This is a genomic window from Thermomonas sp. (assembly GCF_025993755.1).
Lineage (GTDB): Bacteria > Pseudomonadota > Gammaproteobacteria > Xanthomonadales > Xanthomonadaceae > Thermomonas.
Map to the genome: position 1 here is coordinate 1 of NZ_JAMQHN010000189.1, position 3934 is coordinate 3934.

General features: G+C 63.3%; 3 protein-coding genes, 1 tRNA gene and 1 pseudogene. 1 reads left to right on the plus strand and 4 read right to left on the minus strand.

Annotated features, from left to right (window positions below; all coding sequences use genetic code 11):
* Positions 1 to 537, plus strand: a 537-nt coding sequence (locus tag Q0X16_RS13035; protein ID WP_297835245.1) for an ArsA-related P-loop ATPase, incomplete at its 5' end; no start/stop codon positions are given.
* 65 nt (positions 538 to 602) lie between these two features.
* On the opposite strand, the gene istB is transcribed toward Q0X16_RS13035, so the two are convergent.
* The 4 genes and pseudogenes from istB to Q0X16_RS13055 all read right to left on the minus strand — a co-directional run.
* Entirely contained in the window at positions 603 to 1379 is a 777-nt protein-coding gene (gene istB / locus Q0X16_RS13040; protein ID WP_297830425.1) for an IS21-like element helper ATPase IstB, read from the minus strand.
* On the minus strand, positions 1369 to 2892 hold the full coding sequence (gene istA / locus Q0X16_RS13045; RefSeq protein WP_297830427.1) for an IS21 family transposase: 1524 nt from the start codon (positions 2890 to 2892) through the stop codon (positions 1369 to 1371). Before istA ends, istB begins: the two co-directional genes overlap by 11 nt.
* Before the next feature lie 511 nt (positions 2893 to 3403).
* A tRNA-Ser gene (locus Q0X16_RS13050) sits at positions 3404 to 3494 on the minus strand.
* An 81-nt stretch (positions 3495 to 3575) separates the two neighbouring features.
* Positions 3576 to 3934: pseudogene (locus tag Q0X16_RS13055) on the minus strand (glycosyltransferase); the annotation flags it as partial.

Below are 3934 nucleotides of genomic sequence, written 5' to 3' on the forward strand. Positions count from 1 at the left end.
GAAGGGCGCGCGCTGCTGGAAGAGGACTTGCGATCCCCTTGCACCGAAGAGATCGCGGTCTTCCAAGCCTTCTCTCGCATCATCCGAGAGGCGGGCAAGAAGTTTGTGGTGATGGATACCGCGCCGACCGGGCACACGCTGCTGCTGCTCGATGCCACAGGCGCGTATCACCGCGAAGTGGCCCGGCAGATGGGTAACACGGGCTTGCACTACACGACACCGATGATGCAGTTGCAAGATCCGAAACAAACCAAGGTTCTCATCGCCACGCTGGCAGAAACCACCCCTGTTCTGGAAGCCGCGAACCTCCAGTCCGATCTGCGCCGGGCAGGCATCGAGCCGTGGGCATGGATCGTGAACAACAGCGTTGCAGCCACGCGACCGAACTCCTTGCTGCTGCGTCAACGTGCATACAACGAACTTCGAGAGATCGACTTGGTGGCGACACATCACGCCAAGCGCTTTGCGGTCGTACCGCTCCTGAAACAAGAGCCTGTCGGCGTGGATCGGCTGCGTGACTTGGCACACCACTGTTGATTTCCATCTAAAACTGAGCCGGGTTTTCCATCGAAAATTGAGCCACCCGCTGGGTGCAGTCTAGGTCACTTGCGTCGGTTGGCGGTGGCGGCTTTCTCCTTCTGCGTGTTGGCAGTGTTGTGGCGGAAACGGTAGCTGTCGTTGCCGGTTTCGATGATGTGGCAGTGGTGGGTCAGTCGGTCGAGCAGTGCGGTGGTCATCTTGGCATCACCAAAGACACTGGGCCATTCGGCGAAGCTCAGATTGGTGGTGATGGCGAGGCTCGTGTGCTCGTAGAGCTTGCCGATCAGGTGGAACAGCAATGCGCCGCCGGCCTGCGAGAACGGTAGGTAGCCGAGCTCGTCGAGGATGATCAGGTCGGTGGCGATCAACCGGCTGGCGATCTGCCCGGGTTTTCCGGCCGCTTTTTCCAATTCGAGCGCGTTGACCAGTTCGACGGTGGAGAAGAAGCGCACCCGGCGTTGCTGGTGGGTGATGGCCTGCACGCCCAATGCGGTGGCGAGATGGGTTTTCCCGGTGCCGGGTCCGCCGACGAAGACCAAGTTGTGCCGCTGGGTGAGGAAGTCGCCCCGGTGCAGTTGGCGGATCAGTGCCTCGTCTACGCTGGCTTGGCCGAAGTCGAAGGTGCTCAAGTCGCGATAGTGCGGGAATCGGGCGGTCTTGAGCTGATGTTTGATCGAGCGGACCTGCCGTTCGGCGGCCTCAGCCTTGAGCAGCAGGTTCATCAGGGGCAAGGCGGCTTGGTATTGCGGCCCGCCCTGATGGACCAACTCATCGAAGGCTTGGGCCATGCCGTAAAGGCGCAGGGCCTTGAGTGTGGCCAGCGTGTCGTCATGCGACATGGCGCGCCTCCCGGAGTCCATCGTAGCGGGAGGCGTTGGCCAATGGTTCCACCTGCAGGGCCAGCATGGGCGGCTCGGACATGGGCGGTGGCGGATCAGCGCCGAGCAGCCGGTGCAGCAGGTTGAGGATGTGCGGCTTGGACGGCGCGCCGGCCTCAAGCGCCAGTTCGACGGCAGCAAGGACGGCCTGCTCGTCATGCAGCAGCACCAAGGCAAGGATCTCGACCATCTCCCGGTCGCCGCCTTGGCGCTTGAGCAGGATCGCCTGCAAGCGCCGAAAACCTTCCGGCAGTTCGGCAAACGGCGCGCCGTTGCGCAGCGCACCGGGCTTGCGCTGCACTACGCTCAGGTAATGGCGCCAGTCGAATACCGTGCAGCCGCCGTCGTGGGCGCGCCGTATCCGACGCCCGTGCTCGGCGATCACCTGTCCTTCGGCGGCCACCACCACGCGGTCGGCATACAGGCGCACGCTGACTGGGCGGTTGGCGAAGCTGGCTGGGACGCTGTAGCGGTTGCGATCCACGTGCACCAGGCAGGTCGGCGTGACCCGCTTGGTCTGTTCGACAAAGCCGTCGAAGGGGGCCGTCACCGGCATTAGCGCCGAGCGTTCGTGATGCCAGAGCTGGGCGATCGTCCGATCCCGCCACTCCGGATGCGGCAGTTCCTCCCACATCTCACGGCAGCGTTGTTCAAGCCAGGAGTTGAGGGCATCCAGCGAGGGCATCGGCGGCACCGTCGGCCAGAGACGACGGCGGGCGTCGAGGACGTTCTTCTCGATCTGGCCCTTCTCCCAGCCGGAAGCCGGGTTGCAGAACTCGGGTTCAAACAGGAAATGGCTGGTCAGGGCGGTGAACCGCGTGTTGACGTCACGGCGCTTGCCGGCGCGCACCTTGTCCACCGCCGTCTTCATGTTGTCGTAGATCCCGCGGCGGGGCACGCCACCGAACACGGCGAAGGCGTGGTTGTGCGCGTCGAACAGCATCTCGTGGGTCTGCAGCAGGTAGGCCCGCAGTACGAACGCACGACTGTGGCTTAGCTTGAACTGGGCGATCTGCAGTTTGACCCGCTCGCCGTCGATACGGGCCCAGTCTTCGCTCCAGTCGAACTGGAAGGCCTCGCCCGGGGCGAAGACCAGTGGTATGAACACGCCCCGACCGGCGGTGCGGGCCTGCTCCTGCTCGGCCTGACGCCAAGCCCGGGCGAAGGCCGCGACCCGGTTGTAGGAACCGGTATACCCCCGCGCTAGCAGGGCGGCATGCATCTGCCGCAGTGTCCGCTTCTGCTTGCGCGGTGCATGCTGGTTACTGCGCAGCCAAGCCGACAGGTCGGCGGCATAAGGGTCGAGTTTGCTGGGGTTGTGCCGCTTGGGGTAGCGCGGCACGGTCTCTTCCGATGCCAGGTACTTGGCAATCGTGTTGCGCGACAGCTTGGTGCGCCGGGCAATCTCCCGGATCGACACCTTCTCGCGAAGGTGCCAGCGTCGGATAACGCTCAATAGGGCCACGTCGATCACTCCTGAAAACTCCGTCCGGGGAACGGACGGAGGGTGACGGGAGGTGGCTCAGTTTTGGACGGAAATCCCTAGCCGATGTGGCTCAGTTTTGAGCGCAAATCAACAGTCAGGACGCTGTTCGCGCTGGGCAATCTGTGGATGGCGCGCAAACATCTTCTGGCTTCGGCGGGATAGGTGCGCCCTGAGGGTGTGCAGAGGCCGCCAGAAGCGGCGGCCACGGGTGAAAACCACCTGCGAACCCGCACAAAAGCGGTGGATGCCATCGTCATCGCGCCGTGCGCGCCGCGAAAAAACCGACAGCGTCACTGGCGGTTGTTAATCAGGCGATCCCTAGAGTCGCATTTTGCATGATGCGGTGCGGGACCGTTCTACGAGCTCCGGCTTTGTGTGCTCAACAACACATCACAAAGGGCCCCAAACACAGTCAATGTGCTGTGGCATACTGGATGGCATACCGCAACGTGTTGAAAAGAAAAAAGCCCCTAAAAATCAGGGGCTTAATTCAGGTGACTGGCGGAGAGGGAGGGATTCGAACCCTCGGTAGGCTATAAACCTACGCCTGATTTCGAGTCAGGTACATTCAACCGCTCTGCCACCTCTCCGGAAGTGGGCCGCAAATGATACGGGGACGGCGGTTGCCGGGCAAGGCATGGCGGCCGTCCGGATCGTTCCGAACGGGCGCTTCAGCGCCAGTATTCGGCGATCCAGCGCGTGGGGCGCACCTTGCGGAACCACTTGCCGCTGCGGCCGGCCAGCGCTTCGTCGGGGTGCGGGTGGCCGTGGAAGGCGATCACGGCGGCGCCTTCGGGAATCTTCGGAGTGCCGAACCAGCCCAGTGGCGCGGGGATGCAGTGGCGCTTGAAACTGCGTACCCATTCGGCCGGCCAGTAGCGCAGCTTGCCTGCGGCGGCCAGCGTGCCGGTGACGAATTCCTGCTCGTTGCGCACTTCGCCCAGAACCCTGGCCTGATCCTTGCGCAGGATGTCGAGCAGGCCCGACTGCGCGCCGGCTTCGAAGCGATAGACCGAGGTGTTGCCGGTGC

Excerpts from the sequence above, each read along its gene's own strand:
- istB (WP_297830425.1), bottom strand. The coding sequence starts at position 1,379 with ATGTCGCATGACGACACGCTGGCCACACTCAAGGCCCTGCGCCTTTAC.